Below are 19,669 nucleotides of genomic sequence, written 5' to 3' on the forward strand. Positions count from 1 at the left end.
GTTGTCAGTATTAAGTTGACAGTTATATTTTCAATAATTCTTCCGCTGTATCCAATTCTACTTTCAAGTTATTGATAATAAAGTCTTGTCGGTCTGGGGTGTTTTTACCCATGTAAAATTCTAATAATTTTTCTATTGACATGGCTTTATCTAACATAACAGGGTCTAATCGAATATCTTGTCCGATGAAGTGTTTGAATTCATCAGGCGAAATTTCTCCTAATCCTTTAAAACGTGTAATTTCTGGCTTAGGTTTTAACTTTTCAATGGCATTTACACGCTCTTCTTCACTGTAACAATAAATGGTTTCTTTTTTATTTCGTACACGGAATAATGGGGTTTGTAAAATGTACAAATGCCCTTCTTTAATTAACTCTGGAAAAAACTGTAAAAAGAATGTAATTAATAACAAACGAATATGCATACCATCCACGTCGGCATCTGTTGCAATTACTATATTATTGTACCTTAAATTTTCGTAGTCCTCTTCAATATCTAATGCTGCTTGCAATAAATTAAATTCTTCATTCTCATACACAATTTTTTTAGACATTCCATACGAATTCAAAGGCTTTCCACGAAGTGAAAAAACCGCTTGTGTATTCACATCTCGTGACTTCGTAATAGAACCCGAAGCCGAATCTCCCTCGGTGATAAATAAAGTACTTTCTAAATATCTTGGATTTTTAATGTCTGGTAAATGCACCCTACAATCACGCAGTTTTTTGTTGTGCAAGCTCGATTTTTTTGCACGTTCTTTTGCTAATTTTCGAATACCTGATAATTCTTTACGTTCACGCTCTGCTTGTAGAATTTTTTTCAATAAAGCATCTGCAACCTCAGGATTTTTATGCAAAAAATTATCTAACTTCGTTTTAATAAAATCATTAACAAACGTACGCACAGAAACACCGCCTGGCCCCATTTCTGTAGACCCTAGTTTTGTTTTTGTTTGTGATTCAAATACAGGTTCTTCTACTTTAACAGCAATAGCAGCTACTATAGATTTTCGAATGTCTGAGGCTTCAAAGTTTTTGTTATAAAATTCTTTTAACGTACGTACAACTCCTTCTCTAAATGCACCTAAATGTGTACCTCCTTGTGTAGTATTTTGTCCGTTAACAAATGAATAGTATTCCTCAGAATATTGTGATTTACTATGCGTAATAGCAATTTCAATATCATCACTTTCTAAATGTATAATTGGATACACTCTGTCTTCATCAGCAATATTTTCATTTAATAAATCTTTTAAACCGTCTTCAGAATAAAATTTATCTCCATTGTAATAAAGCGTCAGACCTCGATTTAAATACGTGTAGTTTTTCAACATTTTTTCCACGTATTCATTACGATACTTATAATTTTTAAAAATAGTTTCGTCTGCAACAAAAGAAACCTTAGTTCCTCTTCGTTTGGTACTTTCTACAATATCTTCTTCTTGTGTAAGCAAACCTGCTGAAAATTCGGCTGCTTTTTGTTGATTATCTCTAACCGATTCTACTCTAAAATAAGTAGATAGTGCATTTACTGCTTTGGTACCTACTCCATTTAAACCAATTGATTTCTTGAATGCTTTGGAATCATATTTACCCCCCGTATTCATTTTAGAAACCACATCCACTACTTTTCCTAATGGAATGCCTCGGCCATAATCACGAACGGTAACCAATCTGTCTTTTATGGTCACTTCAATGGTTTTTCCTGCGCCCATGGCAAACTCATCAATACAGTTGTCTAACACCTCTTTTAAAAGGATATAAATACCATCATCTGGGGTAGACCCATCACCTAATTTACCAATGTACATTCCGGGACGAATACGGATATGCTCTTGCCAATCGAGTGATCGAATATTGTCTTCAGTATACTGACTTTGATTTAATTCTTCTTGCATAGATTCAATTATGAAAATTAACTACATGCTCTTTGGTTAATGCTTACATGACACACCTCGAGACTGCTAATATAAAGTATTTCAAAAGAAAATAAAAGCGTTAAAAAAAGAAGTTATTGACAAAGTTATGTATAAAAAAACCGTTACTTAACTGTAACGGTTTTTCTATTTTCTTTACTCTATTTTCTTTGACTATACATTAAATCTAAAATGCATTACATCACCATCTTTTACAATATACTCTTTACCTTCAACACGAAGTTTTCCTGCTTCTTTTACTTTTGCTTCTGAACCATAATTTGAAAAATCTTCAAAGGCAATTACTTCAGCGCGTATGAATCCTTTTTCAAAATCAGTATGGATTACTCCAGCTGCTTTTGGTGCTGTATCTCCTACATTAATGGTCCAAGCACGAACTTCTTTAACACCTGCTGTAAAATAGGTTTGTAAGTTTAATAATTTATAGGCTGCACGAATTAACACTGCAGATCCTGGTTCTGTTAAACCTAAATCTTGTAAAAACAATTGACGTTCTTCGTAACTCTCTAACTCATTAATATCTGCTTCTGCACCAACAGAAAGTACAATCACTTCTGCTTGTTCATCTTTTACTAATTCACGTACTTGCTCTACATATGTATTTCCGTTTATTGCCGAAGCTTCATCAACGTTACATACATATAAAACTGGTTTGGCTGTAATCAACTGAAAACTTTCAAACAACTCTTCTTCTTCGTTAGATTGCGGAACAACAGTACGGGCAGATTTTGCTTGCATTAATGCTTCTCTAATTCTATCTAAAAGTGCTTTTTCAATTTGAGCTTCTTTATTGCCTGTTTTTGCTGCACGATTTGCTTTTTCCAACCTTTTATCAACCGTTTCTAAATCTTTTAACTGTAGCTCAATATCTATAGTTTCCTTATCTCTAATTGGGTTTACATTTCCGTCTACGTGTACAATATTATCATTGTCGAAACAACGCAATACGTGAATAATAGCGTTACATTCTCTAATATTACCTAAGAACTGATTTCCTAATCCTTCGCCTTTACTAGCCCCTTTAACTAATCCTGCAATATCAACAATATCAACCGTTGCCATTTGTACGCGCTCTGGATTTACTAATTCCTCTAAACGAGAAATACGTGGGTCTGGCACATTAACTACACCTATATTTGGTTCAATTGTACAAAATGGAAAATTAGCACTTTGTGCTTTTGCGTTAGATAAACAATTAAATAACGTTGACTTTCCTACGTTTGGTAATCCTACAATTCCTGCTTTCATAAGCCCCTAAATCCCCAAAGGGGACTTGAATTAAAAGTTAATATAATTTTTAAAGTGTGCAAATATACTTCTATTAATTGAAAAAAATAATAAAATGAAAAAAGTCAAAAAAAAATCCCGAATTAAATCGGGAGTTGTTTTTATTCATTATGTAAGAATGCTTGTCTATTTAAAAGTGTTTCCTCACTTTCAACATGGTCATCGTCTGGTACACAACAATCAACTGGACATACAGCAGCACATTGTGGTTCTTCATGAAATCCTTTACATTCTGTACATTTACCAGGCACAATATAATACACATCATCAGAAAGAGGTGTTTGTGCAGCGTCAGCATCAACTTCAGTTCCGTCAGGTAAAATAATTTTACCACTTAATTTAGTTCCATCTTTATAGCGCCAATCATCAGCTCCTTCATAAATTGCGGTATTAGGACATTCTGGCTCACAAGCGCCACAATTTATACATTCATCTGTTATTTTAATTGCCATATCTTAAAAGTTAGAAGTTAGCTATTAGAATTAAGAAGTTTTAAAAAAATGTACTTAATTAGTCTAACTATTTGATTATTTTTGTGCAAAATTACAATGTAAACCACATATATACAAGTTACAAATGTTACAAAGTGAAATAAAATCATGTTTTGTTGAATTAGGTAAGTTCTTAGCCCAATTTTCTGAAACCAAAAATGAAAGAAATCATCTTGTGTTGCACAACGATTTATTTTTTGACAAGATGGTTGATTTGATTCATTTGTCGCAATCACACAACAATTGGTTTACACCAGAAAATGTTTATTTTTCCATAGCTTCTTGGGCAGAGGCACTAACGGAAGAAAACCTAAACAAATGGCTTACTAAATACACAAATCAATTACCCCATACACCAAAAAATATTGGACTAATCCTAGCTGGAAATATTCCTTTAGTTGGTTTTCATGATTTAATTTGTGTTTTAATTTCGGGAAATAATTTTTTAGTTAAAACATCGAGTAAAGACGATTATTTAATTAAATTTTTGGCCAACTATTTACTTGCTTTAGACAACCGATTTAATGAAAAAATAACATTTGTTGAAGGTAAATTAGAAGGATTTGATGCCGTAATTGCAACAGGAAGCAATAATACAGCTCGTTATTTTGACTATTATTTTGGTAATAAACCGAATATAATAAGAAAAAACAGAAATTCAGTTGCTGTATTAACAGGTAATGAAACACCTGAAGAATTAGAAGCTTTAGGAGAAGATATTTTCCGTTATTTTGGGTTAGGCTGTAGAAATGTTTCTAAACTATTTGTTCCAATAGGCTATAATTTTGATCATTTTTTTAAAGGTATTTTTCCCCACAAAGAAATTATTAATTATGAAAAATATGCGAATAATTATGACTATAACAAAGCCGTTTATTTAATGAGTTTGTACCCAATTTTAGACAATGGTTTTTTAACAATTAAAGAAGATACAAGTTATACATCCACTATTTCTTCTGTTTTTTATGAATACTATTCTTCTACAGATGAAGTAATAAAACGAATTAATCAAGATAAAAACATATTACAATGTGTGGTTTCAAATGGATGTATTCCTACTTCTATTCCATTTGGTCAAACACAGCGACCAAATCTTTGGGATTATGCAGATAATGTAGATACGCTTCAATTTTTATTTGAATTACATTCATAAATTCTTAAAAAATACCCCTAACTAAAACGATATTGTTAAAAAACACGGATAATTATTACCAAATAATTACTTATTTTTTCCTTATTAATATCGAAATTTGCACAAAAAAAAACACACCTATATTCAACCATACATAACAAATGAAAAAACATAATTATAGTGCAGGACCTTGCATTTTACCTCAAGAAGTATTTGAAAAATCGGCGCAAGCTGTTTTAGATTTTAACAACTCTGGTTTATCTATTCTTGAAATTTCGCACAGAAGTAAAGATTTTGTTGCTGTAATGGAAGAAGCACGAGCGTTAGTACTTGAACTTTTAGGTTTGGAAGGAAAAGGATACCAAGCGCTGTTTTTACATGGGGGAGCAAGTTTAGAATTTTTAATGGTACCTTACAATTTAATGCGTGAAAATGGAAAAGCAGCGTATTTAGATACTGGAACTTGGGCAAATAGTGCAATTAAAGAGGCAAAACATTTTGGAGAAACCCTACTTGTGGGTTCGTCAAAAGAAGAAAACTATAGTTATATTCCAAAAGACTATCTTATTCCTTCAGATGTAGATTATTTTCATTGTACAAGCAACAATACAATTTTTGGCACACAAATGAAGACATTTCCACAAACAAATGTTCCGTTAGTTTGTGATATGAGTTCAGATATTTTTTCACGCAAGTTAGATTTTTCTCAATTTGACTTAATTTATGCAGGCGCACAAAAAAACATGGGTCCAGCAGGTGTGACTTTAGTAGTTGTAAAAGAAGAAATACTTGGTAAAACGGGTAGAACCATTCCAAATATGCTAAATTACCAACAACACATCGCGAAAGAGAGCATGTATAATACACCACCTGTTTTTCCTACCTATGTATCCTTATTAACGCTTCAATGGTTAAAAAATAAAGGTGGAATAGCTGCCATTGAAAAAGTAAATGAAACAAAAGCCAAATTATTATACACTGAAATAGATCGCAATCCATTATTCAAAGGAGCAGCAGCAAAAGAAGACAGAAGCTTTATGAATGCTACTTTTTTATTAGAAAACCCAGCCCATCAAGAAACATTTGATGCATTATGGAAAGCTGCTGGAATTTCTGGCTTAAACGGACATCGTTCGGTTGGTGGGTATCGTGCTTCGATGTACAATGCGCTTCCGTTAGAAAGTGTTCAGGTTTTAGTAGATGTAATGCAAGATTTAGAGAGTAAAGTTTAGTGAATAGTGAGTAGAAAATAGATTAAAAAAATAAAAATAAAATGAAAGTTTTAGCAAACGACGGTATTTCAAAAAGTGGCATTCAAGCACTAGAAAAAAATGGATTTGAAGTAATCACTACCAAAGTAGCACAAGAACAAGTTGCCAATTTTATTAATGCACACGATGTAAAAGTGCTTTTAGTAAGAAGTGCAACTAAAGTTAGAAAAGACATCATTGATGCTTGTCCGGGATTAAAAATCATAGGCCGTGGTGGTGTAGGAATGGATAATATTGATGTAGACTATGCTAAAAACAAAGGATTACATGTAATTAACACACCTGCGTCTTCTTCTGAAAGTGTAGCTGAATTGGTTTTTGCTCATTTATTCACTGGGGTTCGTTTTTTACAAGACGCCAATAGAAACATGCCACTAGAGGGTGATACTAACTTTGACGCACTTAAAAAAGCATATGCAAACGGAACCGAATTAAGGGGTAAAACTATCGGAATAATTGGTTTTGGGCGTATTGGTCAAGCCGTAGCTAAGATGGCCTTAGGATTAGGTATGAAAGTACTAGCGAGTGATAAATTCATTAAAGAAGCAACAATTCAAGTTGATTTTTTTGATGGACAAAACCTATCTTTTAACATTCCTACTATTGACATAGCACTTTTACTTAAAGAAGCTGATTTTATTACCTTACATGTTCCCGCTCAAAAAGAGTATACTATAGGAAATAAAGAGCTGGATTTAATGAAACAAGGCGCAGGATTAATTAATTGCGCCCGTGGAGGAGTTGTTGATGAAGTAGCTTTAATAGATGCTTTAGAAAATAACAAACTTGCCTTTGCAGGATTGGATGTTTTTGAAAATGAGCCTTCACCAGAAATTCGAATTTTAATGCATCCTAAAATATCTTTAACACCTCATATTGGCGCTGCTACACTAGAAGCACAAGACCGTATAGGAACTGAATTAGCGCATCAAATTAGCAATCTATTAAAACAATAATTAAAAAGCACTGATTCTGTCAGTGCTTTTTTTTATCTTTATACCCTCAATACTAAAGAGACATTTGCCTACTATGTCAAAATTTAAGGAATTAAAATCACGCTGGAATATTAAAAGTAATTTTCAGTTTTTTATCATTTTTTGCGTTTTTGCAATTACAGGTTCGACTGCAGCCGTGATTGCAAAACCTATTTTGGGAGTTATTGGCATTACAAAAGAAAGTGTTTCATTATGGGTGTATTACCCCTTATATATCTTAATTATATATCCATTCTACAAAATTCTTTTATTATTTTACGGAGCCCTATTTGGTCAACTACCTTTTTTTTGGAACATTGCAAAAAAATTATTCCTAAAAATGGGTTTCAAATTTTTAGTTGTTTTTATTGAGAAAAACACAAAACTGGGACAGTAAAAGCTATGTTTTATTAGCTTAAAAATTGTATTTTTGCAAAAATCCACGGGAAAACAAACCATGCAAAAATCAGAAGACAAAATTGAAATCATTGGTGCACGAGCACATAATCTAAAAAACATTGATGTTTCTATTCCAAGAGAACAATTAGTAGTTATAACTGGCCTTTCTGGTTCTGGAAAATCTTCATTGGCTTTTGATACCATTTATGCGGAAGGACAACGCAGGTACATAGAAACTTTTTCTGCTTATGCACGTCAATTTTTAGGCGGATTAGAACGTCCTGACGTGGATAAAATTGACGGCTTATCTCCTGTGATTGCTATTGAGCAAAAAACAACCAATAAAAGCCCTCGTTCTACTGTTGGAACCATTACAGAAATATATGATTTTCTTCGTTTATTATATGCAAGAGCAGCCGATGCGTATAGCTATAATACGGGAGAAAAAATGATATCCTATTCGGATGAGCAAATTAAAACCTTAATTTTTGAGGAGTTTAATGACCAACGAATAAATGTTTTAGCTCCTGTGGTACGTTCTAGAAAAGGGCATTATAGAGAGTTATTTGAACAAATAGCAAAACAAGGGTTTGTAAAAGTTAGAATTGATGGCGTCATAAAAGATATTGAATATGGCATGAAAGTGGATCGATACAAAACACATGACATCGAGATTGTGATTGACAGAATTGCCATAAAAAATGACGAGGAAACGGATAAACGCATTACAGAAAGTATCAAAATAGCGATGCATCATGGCGATGATAGTATGATGATTGTTACCCAAGATCAAGACGAAGTGCGCTATTACAGTCGAAGTTTAATGTGTCCTACGAGTGGTATTTCTTATCCAAATCCAGAGCCTAATAACTTTTCGTTTAACTCTCCAAAAGGAGCTTGTCCTGATTGTAACGGATTAGGTGTCGTTAACGAAATCAATTTACAAAAAATAATTCCTAATCCTTCCTTATCGATTAAAAATGGTGGTTTTGCTCCGTTAGGTGAATATAAAAGCTCATGGATTTTTAAACAGTTAGAAATCATTGGCGAAAAATTTGGTTTCAAATTAACTGACAGCATCAGTCAAATTCCTGCAGAGGCAATGGAAATGATATTGTATGGAGGAAATGATAAATTTTCGGTTGTATCTAAAGTAATGGGAATTACAAAAGAATATAAAATTGATTTTGAAGGAATTTCAAATTTTATCAAGAATCAATTTGAACAGTCTGATTCACAAAGCATTAAAAGATGGGCAAAAGAATTCATGGACGAAAATGAATGTGGAGCTTGTCAGGGAACTCGATTAAAAAAAGAAGCTTTATATTTCAAAATCAACGAAAAAAGTATTGGTGATTTAGTACAATTAGACATTGTGGAATTAGCTTCTTGGTTTACAGCATTGCCTTCTCATCTTTCGGAAAAACAACGTGTAATTGCCACCGAGATACTCAAAGAAATCAATGCTAGAATACAATTTTTATTAGATGTTGGCTTAGATTACCTAAATTTAAATAGAAGTTCCAAAACGTTATCTGGAGGTGAAGCACAACGGATTCGATTGGCTACACAAATTGGCTCACAATTAGTGGGTGTATTATACATTTTAGATGAACCAAGCATTGGGTTACACCAAAGAGACAATGAACGATTAATCAAATCATTAGAAAGTTTACGAGATATTGGCAACTCGGTGTTAGTTGTTGAACACGACAAAGACATGATAGAACGTGCCGATTATGTCATTGATATTGGTCCAAAAGCAGGTAAATTTGGTGGACAAATCATTAGCCAAGGAACACCAAAAGAACTTTTAAAAGAAAATACCATTACGGCACAATACCTGAATGGGACAATGAAAATTGAAGTACCCAAAATTCGCCGTAGTGGCAATGGAAAATGCATTAAACTAACAGGAGCAACAGGAAATAATTTAAAAAATGTTTCGGTAGAATTTCCATTAAGTACCATGATTTGCGTTACAGGTGTTTCTGGAAGTGGAAAATCTACTTTAATAAATGAAACCCTCTATCCTATTTTAAACACGCATTTTTACAATGCAGTCAAAAAGCCACAACCTTATAAAAAAATTGAAGGATTAGCACATATTGATAAAGTCATTGATATTGACCAAAGCCCTATTGGAAGAACGCCAAGAAGTAATCCAGCAACTTATACCGATGTGTTTTCAGAAATTAGAAGCTTATTTACACAAACACCCGAAGCACAGATTAGAGGATATAAACCTGGAAGATTTAGTTTTAATGTAACTGGAGGCCGCTGCGAAACCTGTGAAGGAAGTGGTGTGAGAACTATAGAAATGAGCTTTTTACCCGATGTGTATGTAGAATGTGAAACCTGTCAAGGAAAGCGTTTTAACAGAGAAACATTAGAAATTAGATACAAAGGCAAATCCATTTCAGACATTCTAAACATGACTGTGGACGAAGCCGTTGATTTTTTTGAAAACATTCCCAAAATATATCGAAAAATAAAAACCATTCAAGATGTTGGTTTAGGTTACATTACGTTGGGACAACAAAGTACCACGCTTTCTGGTGGAGAAGCGCAGCGCATTAAATTAGCTACCGAATTGTCTAAAAAAGATACGGGAAATACCTTTTATATTTTAGACGAACCAACAACCGGCTTACACTTTGAAGACATACGAATACTGATGGATGTTATCCAAAAATTAGTAGATAAAGGAAATACCGTAGTAATCATTGAACACAATTTAGACGTAATCAAACTGGCCGATTACATCATTGATATAGGCCCTGAAGGTGGTAAAGGAGGTGGCAAAGTTGTTTGTTGTGGTACCCCTGAAAGCATTGTAAAAAATAAAGAAAGTCATACAGCAAAATTTTTGAAAAAAGAATTATCTTAGTAGGCTGTTTAAAAATTTAATACAACAAAATATGGCATTAGAGCAATACGAAAACGAAGATCACAGAATTCAAGAAAAATTTAAACAAAAAACTTGGAACGAAATTCGATCAAATGATTCATGGGCAATTTTTAAAATCATGTCCGAATTTGTGAATGGTTATGAGTCAATGGGTAAAATAGGTCCTTGCGTATCTATATTTGGATCTGCTAGAACAAAACCTGAAGACAACTATTATTTGTTAGCCGAAAAAATTGCATACAAAATCAGTAAAGCTGGCTATGGTGTAATTACTGGTGGTGGCCCTGGTATTATGGAGGCTGGTAATAAAGGTGCTCATTTTGGTGGTGGAACATCAGTGGGACTTAACATTGAATTGCCTTTTGAGCAACACTTTAATCCTTACATAGACAGAGATAAAAACCTAAATTTTGATTATTTCTTTGTAAGAAAAGTAATGTTTGTAAAATATTCACAAGGTTTTGTTGTGATGCCTGGTGGTTTTGGAACGTTAGACGAACTATTTGAAGCCATTACCTTAATTCAAACTAAAAAAATTGCCAAATTCCCTATTATATTAGTAGGTCGCGAGTTTTGGTCAGGTCTTATGGAATGGGTTCAAAAAGTAATTATTGATAAATTTCACAATGCAAGCCCAGAAGACATGCATTTATTTAAAATTGTGGATACCGAAGACGAGGTAGTAGAAGCCTTAGATACGTTTTACAAAAAATATAACTTATCGCCTAATTTCTAAACCGTTTAGAATAATCTTATAACAACCTGTTTCATTTATTTGGGGCAGGTTTTTTGTTTTAAATATTTTCTTATATTTGAAATTAATACAAGCGTTTGTAACCATTTGTACACGGAACATGCGTATATAAACGAGTTAGCGGTAATAATATGACGACACAACCGAAACATAATATAACAACCGAAAGGGCGACTGACTTACTAAAAGACGGACAACCATTGACTGACTTTTACATTGACGGAGAACTAAAAATTGAAACGTCTGATACTTGGGACAAAGAAGTGGTATTTGAAAATTGTATTATAGAATATTTTTCTGGTAGTGTTACGCAGTTTGACAAACCAGTAAGACTGAAAAACTGCCACTTCAAAAAATGCCAATTTGTATTCACTTACTTTTTAGGCGGACTGACAATAGACAATTGCACTTTTGACAACTACTTGGACTTTCAAGCAGGCGGACACAACAAGACAGGAAATCCAGTAATCTTAACTAACAACGAGTTCAAAGACTTTGTAAACTTCTTTGACTGCTGGTATGAAAACGAAGTAACAATTGGTAATAACAAATTTCACAAAGGGACAAATCTATTGGGAAAACCGCATAACATTCCTGTGACATTTGACAAAGAAGCAATTATCAAAGACAATATTGGACAACTTGACTTAGACAACGAAGGAGAAAAAAGTGAATAACGGTACGAATAACATATTGACACTGGGAAGTATTACTACCGCTAACAACCATAACTGTTGCACAACTATCGTTTTCTCAAAACAAAGTACTTAAAAAAAACTGTGGTGTATTTTTTTCTTGCATGAATTAATTTACAAAATATTCTTCAACTATGCATTTTTTTTGTATATTTGAGTTAAGCAACAAGCACAATAATTTTGCGTAAGCAAAAACTAATAAAAAAAGGTGATGCTATATATGAACACTAAAAAATAAATTTTACATATATGAAATCGCCATTAACAATTAGTTTGTTGCAAACAAACATAAATGAAGATAAAGCGCAACCATATGACCAATAAAAAACAAATATTATCTACATATGAAAAAGACATATTTAATTTTAACATTACTTATATCAATTTATAGTTTTGGACAATTGAAATCCGAAAAATTAAATGGATTGAAAATAGCAGAAAACGCAATTAATACAGAAAATGATACAATTATAAAAATCGTATATGTAAATGAAATTAAAAGCAATAAAAAAGCAGCCATTTTCATAAACGAATTACTTGTAAACGAAACTATTCTTAAAACAATAAATCCAAATGACATTGAAAGTGTAAATGTTGAAAAAAATGATTTTGAAATTGAAAATATAAAATATTACGGTAAAATAAAAGTTATTACTAAAAACAAATATAATCCTAAACTTATTTCATTGAACAAATTGAAAAGTAAGTATGTAAAAACGAGAATGGATGATGTAATTTTTAAAATAGACAACGAAATTATAACTGCTGATTATGACAAATATGTAGTTGATGAAAACTACATATTGAAATTAGTAGTTGAAAATTACGAAAAAGAAAAATTGAAAATAAGTTTTATAACTATTATCACAAAAACAGAAGATAATATAAAAAAATCAAAAGAAATTATTCTTCGTGGAAGCGATGAAATAAATATAAATAACAAGTAAACTAATATGAGGCTTCTAATTTCTTTTTTTATTCTTTTCTTTTCTTCAATAAGTGCACAAGAAAATAAAATTAATTATATCCATTTTAAATACGACATTTCAAATGTATTATTTTCAGATGTAGAAATATTTATTGGTGAATCAAACCAACAAAAAAATTATTACAATGTCATAGTAAAGCATTATAAATTTACAAATCAAGTTGAGGAAAAATTAACCATAAATTCTGATGAGTTTAATAAAATACTTACCCAATTTAAAAAAATAAAAAATGATGATTTAATAAATACTTTTGAATCGGGATTAGACGGAGCGGAGACCTCAATTGAGGTAGGTACACTACTTTATAATTCTATAAAATACAAAGTGTGGGGATTAAATAAAAAAGGTTCGAAAGAATTTATTAAAACGGTTCAAATGTTATTAAAAATTGCTAATATAAAAATAGAGGCCTTAAATTAATGAACGAATACAACCTAATTAATCTTATACTGCACACCCATATTTCCATTAATAAACTTACCAAAAGCAAGTGAGGTTAAAATGGAAAATTTGCCCAGTTTATAATTTGCGGCTAGTTCGCCAACATAGTTGTTTTTTCTTTTTTCAATCGTATCTAATAATCTATTCACGATGTCTTGAATTGGGATTGTGTCTTCAATGGCCCCTTTTTCACCAGAAACTTTATAATCAAACGTACTTGAATTGCATATAAAACTACCAATAACTTCTACTTTTTTAAATTGTTTAGAAGCTGAAAATTGAAAATGAAACGTATCTACTAAATTGGTTAACTGGTTCATTCCTAAATTACCAAAAGAAGAATTAATATCTAAAAAGCCAAAACTAATTTCCTCTTTAGAATAAAAGGAAGAAACGGCTAAAAAGATATTCTTCTTTTCTAGCTTAGGAAAATATTGACTTAAATTATGTTTTAAACCAAAACCATATACCTGATAATCGCCATGTTTTAATTTTGTTTTAGATGAAAAGCGCGTTAATAATTCTGTGCCAAAAGGCAATCCAATAGACGCATCTAAATAAGGATAAGTAATGAATTCTTGATTAATTCCTTCTGGCGTTTTTAATCTTACTTGTTGGCCGTCTAAATCGCCTACTAAAAAAATTTGATTATCGTTTCCTAAAGCGGTAGGAACAATTGCCGAAGTAGCACCGTTTTCAATATGGAAAAATTTAAAATCAGAATTTTGAATCGTAAACTCTCTATCTTTTCCTGGAACTTTAAAAACATTAAAATGGAGTCCAGCATTTACTTCCCATAGCTTTCTTTTCTTTGCAGAATGAACCCATGCAGCAGTAGCTTGATATACAGCCGCATCTGTAGCGGGTACAATATAACTTTTGGAATACAAAAGGGCATCTTCTAAAAGATACCCCATTTGTACTATTTGTGTAGCACTTTGTGCTTGACTTGTTAGTGAAAAACCCAATAAAAAGGTTAAAAAGATACTTTTATTAAACATATATTAAGCATCGATTTTTGCATACGCAGCATTTTTCTCAATAAATTCTCTACGAGGTGGAACTTCGTCACCCATTAACATGGAGAACACTCTATCTGCTTCAGATAAGCTATCAATTGTTACTTGTCTTAACGTTCTAAAATCAGGATTCATGGTTGTTTCCCACAATTGTTCCGCGTTCATTTCTCCAAGACCTTTATAACGTTGAACGTTTGTTCCTCCTCCCATATCCATAGACAATCTATCTCGCTGATCATCATTCCAAGCATAAGCTTTTTTATTTCCTTTTTTCACTTGATATAATGGTGGTGCTGCAATATAAACATGCCCGCCTTCAATCAATTCTTTCATGTATCTAAAGAAGAACGTTAAAATAAGCGTAGAAATATGCGACCCGTCGACATCGGCATCACACATTATTACTACTTTGTGGTATCTTAGTTTGGAAAGATTTAACGCTTTACTATCTTCTTCAGTTCCTACAGTAACGCCTAAAGCTGTAAATATATTTCGAATTTCTTCATTCTCAAATACTTTGTGTTGCATCGCTTTTTCCACGTTTAAGATTTTTCCACGTAAAGGTAAAATCGCTTGGAAAAAACGGTCACGTCCTTGTTTAGCTGTTCCACCCGCCGAATCTCCCTCTACTAGGAAAATTTCACATTTTGCAGGATCTTGTTCTGAACAATCGGATAATTTACCTGGCAATCCTCCGCCGCCCATAACGGTTTTACGTTGAACCATTTCACGGGCTTTTTTAGCCGCATGACGTGCTTGAGCTGCTAAGATTACTTTTTGAACGATAATTTTGGCATCATTTGGATTTTCTTCCAAATAATTTTCTAGCATTTCAGCAACAGCCTGTGAAACTGGAGAAACAACTTCTCTATTTCCTAATTTCGTTTTGGTTTGCCCTTCAAATTGAGGCTCTGCAACTTTTACGGAAATAATAGCTGTTAATCCTTCACGGAAATCATCTCCAGATATTTCAAATTTTAATTTTTCTAATAAACCTGAAGCGTCTGCATATTTTTTCAACGTACGTGTTAATCCCATACGGAAACCTTGCAAATGCGTACCTCCTTCATGGGTATTAATGTTATTTACGTAAGAAAAAATGTTTTCGGTATAACTTTCATTATAAATTAAAGCTACTTCAACAGGGATTTCACCTTTGTCATTTTCCATTGAAATAACATGCCCAATGATTGGCACACGGTTTCCGTCTAAAAACTTAACAAATTCCTTTAAACCTTCTTTTGAATGGAACGTTTCTGTTCTTACTTCTCCTTTATCATCAATATCACGCTTATCGGTTAAAGTAATTGTAATTCCTTTATTTAAGAATGATAATTCACGTAAACGAGCCGCTAACGTATCATAAGAATATTCTAAAGTTTGTGTAAAAATCGTCCCGTCTGGTTTAAAAGTAACGATAGTACCTCTTTTATCAGTAGTTCCTACTTGTTTTACAGGGTATAAAGCTTTCCCTTTTTCGTATTCTTGTTCATAAATTTTTCCATCTCTATGAACTACTGCTCTTAAGTGATCTGAAAGCGCATTTACACAAGAAACACCTACACCATGTAATCCTCCAGATACTTTATACGAATCTTTATCAAATTTACCTCCTGCCCCAATTTTAGTCATTACAACTTCTAAGGCTGAAACACCTTCTTTCTTGTGAAGGTCAACAGGAATACCACGTCCATTATCTTCTACGGAAATGGAATTATCTTCATTTATTATAACATAAATAGTATCACAATGCCCAGCTAAAGCCTCATCAATTGAGTTATCAACTACTTCATAAACTAAATGATGTAAACCTCTTACTCCAGTATCTCCAATGTACATTGATGGTCGCATACGTACATGCTCCATTCCTTCTAACGCCTGAATACTGTCTGCTGAATAATTGTTATTCTTTACTTCTTCGCTCATAATAATAATTCTAAAATGTATTTTTTTGTCTAACGAGCAAATATAAGCAAAACAGACCTATTTTCTAAATAAATCAACAGGTAATAAGGATAAGTTTTCAACAAAATTAGTATAGATTATAAACAAGATAAAGCATCATGTGTTTTGGGAGCTTTTAAATGTTCTTAAATAATTGTTTCTATGGTGTAAGAAACTTGGTTGACTTGAAAAATAGCACGAGTGGTCTTTCCCATCAACTGAACTCCTAAGGGAGATTGAGGTGATATGGCGAACACGGATTGATTATTGACTGTAATTTTAGGCAAAGCTGTACAAATTAAAACGGTCACATGGTTTGTAACCACTAAACTTCCATTTACCACTTGATTTGCTTTTTTTGAGGCATCAATTTTGTTAATTTGTTGCAATTGAACATAAGCTTCTTTAAGTTTTATAGCAATTTTTTCTTGTTCAATATGTAGTTTTGACAAAGTAGTTTCGTGCTTATCTCCTGCCGAACTTTTAGCATCATTTTGTGCATCTGTAGTTAAAGAATCTAATAAACTTTCATATACATCAATTTTATCTTGAAGTACTAATTTAAATGCATCAATTACATTTATTTTAAATTCATGTGCGTTATTCTGCATCGGTGGGTTCAAAGTTAAGTGGCAACATATTTCCAATTTTTTGAGTGCCTAAATCTCCTCCAAAAATAATTTGATCTCTATGCGTATTATTCCCAAATGTATCTACAAAAAATTCATCTGTATTAAATACAATTTTAGATTGATTTGTTTTATTATAAAGTAAATTGTAGGCAGCAAAAAAACGATTTGTAGTTAATTCGTTTGTTTTCATATAATTTCCAGTCACCTTCACTTTATAAAAATCATTTTCTTGAGTAATTTCAAAATAATCTTTTCCAATAACAGGAAAACTACCTTGATATAATACAAAAGATTTGGCATCCCAATTCTGTGTAATTATCGTTTTAAATAAATGCATTTGAGAACCAAAATAAACTTTGTTTCTATTTTTTCTTTGTATTTCTTTTGTCGAAGTGTCATAATATTTAGAAGTCCCTAAAAACATACTTTGCACTACATCGTGTTCAGAAATACTTTTTCTACCAAATTTTATATAAAAATCATAGATATCAAATTCTATTTTGTAGCCTAAATACGCATTTTCAATTTGTATAGGCTCATAACTCTTTGCAATAAACATATTTTGTTTTTTATCATATTCTAGCACCAATGCATCTTCATTCAGAATTTTACATTGCTTACCTGCTTTGGTAGTCCCTAAAAACTGTTTTCTAAAAATTTCTAATTTACTTTTTCTTGAAAAACCATCATCTACAATTGTTACTGCTTCAATTTCATTTTCTTTAACAGCCATCGTAATATCAAAAAATTTAGCTTGATAAGGATTTGAAATTAAAACATCTTCATATCCCATAAATCTGACAATTAAAGAGGTATTAAATTTTGTTGTGGCAGTAATTTTAAAATATCCTTCCTCATTTGTACTTGTTCCAATAGAAGTCCCATCAAGATAAACGGAAACACCATTTAGGGGTTTTCCATATTGGTTACTCACTTTTCCTTCAATATTTTGAGCTATTGAAAGAATTGTAAAAAAAAAGGAAAATACTAAAGTAAGAAATCGCATAGTTTTAAAAGTCAAACTTATAACTAGCTCCTAAAACTACTTGAATACCTTGTACCGGAAAGTTTGCCCAACTTTGATACGCTTGATTGGCTAAATTATTTCCTTTTAAAAAGGCAGTTAATCGCTTGTTGTATTTATAGCCTACGTGTGCATTTAGATCAAAATAACTATCCAATGTTTGTACTTCTTGAGAAAATTGCGGTGGAAAAATGGTAAGTAACGATTGTGTTGAAATCATATCTTTACGTTCTCCTACAAAAAATAACTGCAAGCCAGCATACCATTTATCGGTAAATTCTGTCTCAAATGAAGTACCTAGTTTTAAAGTAGGTAAATTCCAAGCATAAGCAGCTTTTGAAGTAGTATAATTAAAAAACGTGCCTTGAATGGCAAATGAAGTTGTTTTAGAAAAATCGGCCTTTAACTCTCCGAATAGCGATAAAGTTTTGATATCATCATAACTAACTTGAAACGAATTTGAATAAGCATATGGGCTTGGATTACTATAAAAATTAAACGTATTAGACGTAAAAAGTGGTTTATTTTTTTCATTAATTATGGCCCCACGAACATTAAATGAAACCGAATTAGCAAGTTTTCCTTTCATTCCCACATATAAATCATAAGATTGATCTGTTGGAGCGATAAACAAGGTTGGTGACACAAATGGATTTAATGACACGAAATCAGCATATGAATTTTGATGTAAATTTCCCTCTGCTCCTGCATAAGCAATCATTAAATCACCTACTAAACGATACGACGCTTTTATATTTGGATATACAAAAAGTTTTCCTTCTTTCTGCAAATCATTAGTTTGGCTAACATAAAAAACACCTGCACCAATTTGAATTGACAAATCTTCTTGTTTGTACATAAAACTAGGCTTTGTCCCAAAAATCAATGTATTGTACTTTATAGCTTGAGGAGTCAATGCATTTTTTTCGAAACTACCTCCAACATAATCTATGATAAAATCCGCTTTTATTTTTTGATCAAAAAGAGCTACATCAATTTGAGGTTTTACATAAAATCTATTTTCTCCTGAGCCAAATTTATCTGAAAAACGTTTAAATTGAAATTGTCCTGACGACAATAAACCATCTTTAGCCTCCATTCTAACCCCTAAAGTCAAACTAGTATAACTCTGTTTTGGCTGAATTGCTGCTATCATTTCGTCTGTAAAAATTGCTGTTTGCAACGGCAATCCGTACCAATTTATAATTTGATTTTTAACACCTAAGTCTATATTCCATTGCCCGTTACGTGTTCTATTTCCATAAGTTCCATCGAAAGACGTTGTGCCAAAATTAGAATCTAGCGGTGTGTTTTTTATATTACCCTGAGAAGATAAATGTCTAACTAAACCGCCTACATAATTTGTACGATTTAATTGCTGTGTAACAAAAACCTCTGCATTAAGCGTGCCGTAATTTCCCCCGCCTAACAACGCATAATTAGTGAATCCCTTTTCGAATTGTGTTTGATCTACGGCTGCTGCCTTTCCTTTTGAAGGTACAAAAGTAGAAGCAACTGGGAAAGAGAAAATCTGATACAAAATTGGCAACTTTGGCTCTGCTATTTCTTTATCCAAAGAAGGAGTTTCCTTTACCTTGAATGCATCAGAAATGGTAGGTGTATAAGGCTTCACAATATTTACTACCTCGTCACCAATATTTTCATCTTTCTTTTGAGAAAATCCTTGTTGAAAGACAGTTAATAGCAATATATTTAAAATTATTTTTTTCATCTTGTTTGATTTTAGTCTTTAAAAAAATAGAACAAAAA

Annotated in this window: 17 protein-coding genes; 9 read left to right on the top strand and 8 right to left on the bottom strand. The window is 32.2% G+C overall.

Annotated features, from left to right (window positions below; translation table 11 throughout):
* Positions 1–22: 22 nt before the first annotated feature.
* From RF683_RS06350 to RF683_RS06360, 3 genes are all read right to left on the bottom strand, one after another.
* Positions 23–1,897: a DNA topoisomerase IV subunit B gene (locus RF683_RS06350; protein ID WP_309531498.1), complete on the bottom strand. Its 1,875-nt coding sequence runs from the start codon at positions 1,895–1,897 to the stop codon at positions 23–25.
* A gap of 192 nt (positions 1,898–2,089) precedes the next feature.
* On the bottom strand, positions 2,090–3,184 hold the full coding sequence (gene ychF / locus RF683_RS06355) for a redox-regulated ATPase YchF (RefSeq protein WP_309531499.1): 1,095 nt from the start codon (positions 3,182–3,184) through the stop codon (positions 2,090–2,092).
* Positions 3,185–3,324: 140 nt separating this feature from the next.
* Positions 3,325–3,675, bottom strand: a complete 351-nt coding sequence (locus RF683_RS06360; protein ID WP_309531500.1) for a 4Fe-4S dicluster domain-containing protein — start codon at positions 3,673–3,675, stop codon at positions 3,325–3,327.
* Between the two features lie 124 nt (positions 3,676–3,799).
* On the opposite strand from RF683_RS06360, the gene RF683_RS06365 reads away from it, so the two are divergent.
* From RF683_RS06365 to RF683_RS06405, 9 genes are all read left to right on the top strand, one after another.
* Positions 3,800–4,867 carry an acyl-CoA reductase gene (locus RF683_RS06365; protein ID WP_309531501.1) on the top strand — a complete coding sequence of 356 codons (1,068 nt, stop codon included), beginning with the start codon at positions 3,800–3,802 and terminating at the stop codon, positions 4,865–4,867.
* A 140-nt stretch (positions 4,868–5,007) separates the two neighbouring features.
* Positions 5,008–6,078, top strand: a complete 1,071-nt coding sequence (gene serC / locus RF683_RS06370; protein ID WP_309531502.1) for a 3-phosphoserine/phosphohydroxythreonine transaminase — start codon at positions 5,008–5,010, stop codon at positions 6,076–6,078.
* Between the two features lie 41 nt (positions 6,079–6,119).
* On the top strand, positions 6,120–7,073 hold the full coding sequence (locus RF683_RS06375; RefSeq protein ID WP_309531503.1) for a D-2-hydroxyacid dehydrogenase: 954 nt from the start codon (positions 6,120–6,122) through the stop codon (positions 7,071–7,073).
* Between the two features lie 73 nt (positions 7,074–7,146).
* A complete protein-coding gene (locus RF683_RS06380; RefSeq protein ID WP_309531504.1) occupies positions 7,147–7,488 on the top strand; it encodes a DUF6787 family protein in 342 nt (113 codons plus the stop codon).
* Positions 7,489–7,548: 60 nt separating this feature from the next.
* Positions 7,549–10,380: an excinuclease ABC subunit UvrA gene (uvrA, locus tag RF683_RS06385; RefSeq protein WP_309533159.1), complete on the top strand. Its 2,832-nt coding sequence runs from the start codon at positions 7,549–7,551 to the stop codon at positions 10,378–10,380.
* Between the two features lie 31 nt (positions 10,381–10,411).
* On the top strand, positions 10,412–11,137 hold the full coding sequence (locus RF683_RS06390; RefSeq protein ID WP_309531506.1) for an LOG family protein: 726 nt from the start codon (positions 10,412–10,414) through the stop codon (positions 11,135–11,137).
* Between the two features lie 149 nt (positions 11,138–11,286).
* Positions 11,287–11,832, top strand: a complete 546-nt coding sequence (locus RF683_RS06395) for a hypothetical protein (protein ID WP_309531507.1) — start codon at positions 11,287–11,289, stop codon at positions 11,830–11,832.
* A gap of 443 nt (positions 11,833–12,275) precedes the next feature.
* Positions 12,276–12,797: a hypothetical protein gene (locus RF683_RS06400; protein WP_309531508.1), complete on the top strand. Its 522-nt coding sequence runs from the start codon at positions 12,276–12,278 to the stop codon at positions 12,795–12,797.
* Between the two features lie 6 nt (positions 12,798–12,803).
* Complete coding sequence (locus tag RF683_RS06405) at positions 12,804–13,259, top strand: hypothetical protein (RefSeq protein ID WP_309531509.1); 456 nt, start codon at positions 12,804–12,806, stop codon at positions 13,257–13,259.
* Positions 13,260–13,273: 14 nt separating this feature from the next.
* Here RF683_RS06405 and RF683_RS06410 read toward each other — a convergent pair whose 3' ends face one another.
* The 5 genes from RF683_RS06410 to RF683_RS06430 all read right to left on the bottom strand — a co-directional run bounded on the left by RF683_RS06410 (position 13,274) and on the right by RF683_RS06430 (position 19,631).
* Complete coding sequence (locus tag RF683_RS06410; RefSeq protein ID WP_309531510.1) at positions 13,274–14,281, bottom strand: DUF6588 family protein; 1,008 nt, start codon at positions 14,279–14,281, stop codon at positions 13,274–13,276.
* Between the two features lie 3 nt (positions 14,282–14,284).
* Positions 14,285–16,225 carry a DNA topoisomerase (ATP-hydrolyzing) subunit B gene (gene gyrB, locus RF683_RS06415; protein WP_309531511.1) on the bottom strand — a complete coding sequence of 647 codons (1,941 nt, stop codon included), beginning with the start codon at positions 16,223–16,225 and terminating at the stop codon, positions 14,285–14,287.
* Positions 16,226–16,389: 164 nt separating this feature from the next.
* Positions 16,390–16,854: a hypothetical protein gene (locus tag RF683_RS06420; RefSeq protein WP_309531512.1), complete on the bottom strand. Its 465-nt coding sequence runs from the start codon at positions 16,852–16,854 to the stop codon at positions 16,390–16,392.
* The gene (locus RF683_RS06425; RefSeq protein ID WP_309531513.1) at positions 16,844–17,881 is read right to left on the bottom strand and encodes a carboxypeptidase-like regulatory domain-containing protein; all 1,038 of its coding nucleotides are present in this window, start codon (positions 17,879–17,881) and stop codon (positions 16,844–16,846) included. Before RF683_RS06425 ends, RF683_RS06420 begins: the two co-directional genes overlap by 11 nt.
* 4 nt (positions 17,882–17,885) lie before the next feature.
* Positions 17,886–19,631, bottom strand: a complete 1,746-nt coding sequence (locus RF683_RS06430) for a TonB-dependent receptor (protein ID WP_309531514.1) — start codon at positions 19,629–19,631, stop codon at positions 17,886–17,888.
* Between the last annotated feature and the right edge of the window lie 38 nt (positions 19,632–19,669).

Origin of the sequence: Flavobacterium sp. 20NA77.7 (assembly GCF_031326205.1) — a bacterium.
Lineage (GTDB): Bacteria > Bacteroidota > Bacteroidia > Flavobacteriales > Flavobacteriaceae > Flavobacterium > Flavobacterium nakdongensis.

Coding starts and splice junctions, on each gene's coding strand:
- RF683_RS06350 (WP_309531498.1), bottom strand. CDS start 1,897: ATGCAAGAAGAATTAAATCAAAGTCAGTATACTGAAGACAATATTCGA.
- ychF (WP_309531499.1), bottom strand. CDS start 3,184: ATGAAAGCAGGAATTGTAGGATTACCAAACGTAGGAAAGTCAACGTTA.
- RF683_RS06360 (WP_309531500.1), bottom strand. CDS start 3,675: ATGGCAATTAAAATAACAGATGAATGTATAAATTGTGGCGCTTGTGAG.
- RF683_RS06365 (WP_309531501.1), top strand. CDS start 3,800: ATGTTACAAAGTGAAATAAAATCATGTTTTGTTGAATTAGGTAAGTTC.
- serC (WP_309531502.1), top strand. CDS start 5,008: ATGAAAAAACATAATTATAGTGCAGGACCTTGCATTTTACCTCAAGAA.
- RF683_RS06375 (WP_309531503.1), top strand. CDS start 6,120: ATGAAAGTTTTAGCAAACGACGGTATTTCAAAAAGTGGCATTCAAGCA.
- RF683_RS06380 (WP_309531504.1), top strand. CDS start 7,147: ATGTCAAAATTTAAGGAATTAAAATCACGCTGGAATATTAAAAGTAAT.
- uvrA (WP_309533159.1), top strand. CDS start 7,549: ATGCAAAAATCAGAAGACAAAATTGAAATCATTGGTGCACGAGCACAT.
- RF683_RS06390 (WP_309531506.1), top strand. CDS start 10,412: ATGGCATTAGAGCAATACGAAAACGAAGATCACAGAATTCAAGAAAAA.
- RF683_RS06395 (WP_309531507.1), top strand. CDS start 11,287: ATGACGACACAACCGAAACATAATATAACAACCGAAAGGGCGACTGAC.
- RF683_RS06405 (WP_309531509.1), top strand. CDS start 12,804: ATGAGGCTTCTAATTTCTTTTTTTATTCTTTTCTTTTCTTCAATAAGT.
- RF683_RS06410 (WP_309531510.1), bottom strand. CDS start 14,281: ATGTTTAATAAAAGTATCTTTTTAACCTTTTTATTGGGTTTTTCACTA.
- gyrB (WP_309531511.1), bottom strand. CDS start 16,225: ATGAGCGAAGAAGTAAAGAATAACAATTATTCAGCAGACAGTATTCAG.
- RF683_RS06420 (WP_309531512.1), bottom strand. CDS start 16,854: ATGCAGAATAACGCACATGAATTTAAAATAAATGTAATTGATGCATTT.
- RF683_RS06425 (WP_309531513.1), bottom strand. CDS start 17,881: ATGCGATTTCTTACTTTAGTATTTTCCTTTTTTTTTACAATTCTTTCA.
- RF683_RS06430 (WP_309531514.1), bottom strand. CDS start 19,631: ATGAAAAAAATAATTTTAAATATATTGCTATTAACTGTCTTTCAACAA.